This window comes from Halorubrum sp. Atlit-28R (genome assembly GCF_003665955.1).
Lineage (GTDB): Archaea > Halobacteriota > Halobacteria > Halobacteriales > Haloferacaceae > Halorubrum > Halorubrum tropicale.
Window position 1 is genome coordinate 1 of the sequence record NZ_QPLS01000170.1, and the last position, 487, is coordinate 487.

1 protein-coding gene and 1 pseudogene are annotated in these 487 nt (G+C 58.1%); both read right to left on the reverse strand.

All coding sequences use genetic code 11. From position 1 onward, the window contains the following. Positions 1 to 271: pseudogene (locus DVK06_RS17375) on the reverse strand (transcriptional regulator); the annotation flags it as partial. Continuing rightward, the coding region (locus DVK06_RS19450) for a DUF6516 family protein (RefSeq protein WP_121601149.1) at positions 252 to 487 on the reverse strand (236 nt) is incomplete at its 5' end. The gene DVK06_RS19450 and the pseudogene DVK06_RS17375, both read right to left, overlap by 20 nt.

The window sequence follows — 487 nt, forward strand, 5'->3', positions numbered from 1 at the left end:
GGATACTCTCGGGCGGGCGTTCCATCACCTCTTCGAGGAGTTCCATCCGCCGGTCGGTTAGCAGTTGGCGGAGCCGCGTCCGATCCTCGAAGTTGACGACATGCGGTACCTCTTCACCCTGCTCCCACCGTTCGGCCCGCTCAAGAGCCGCCGCCTGCGCCTGTTCTGCTGGGAGCGACGTGATACGGAGAGTCGAAGGGTACTCGACCTCGTCCGGGTCGGGAGTGAATTCGTCGTGCGTCGGTTCAGTGTCAGTTGGTTCGTTGCTCATAGATCTCGTTCACCTCGGTTTGGAAATCGTTGACTAGGTCGGACAGCCCTGTGAACTCCAACTTCGTGATGTCGCCCTCTGGTGTATGTCGGTGGTGTCGACCAACATCCAAGTGGTACGGCGAGTTATCATACCGCAGGAGTGTGTCGCCTTCAGCGTCCATGTACTGAAAGATGTATTTCAGTCCCTGCGGGAAGTCTTCGCTTGAGGGAACCT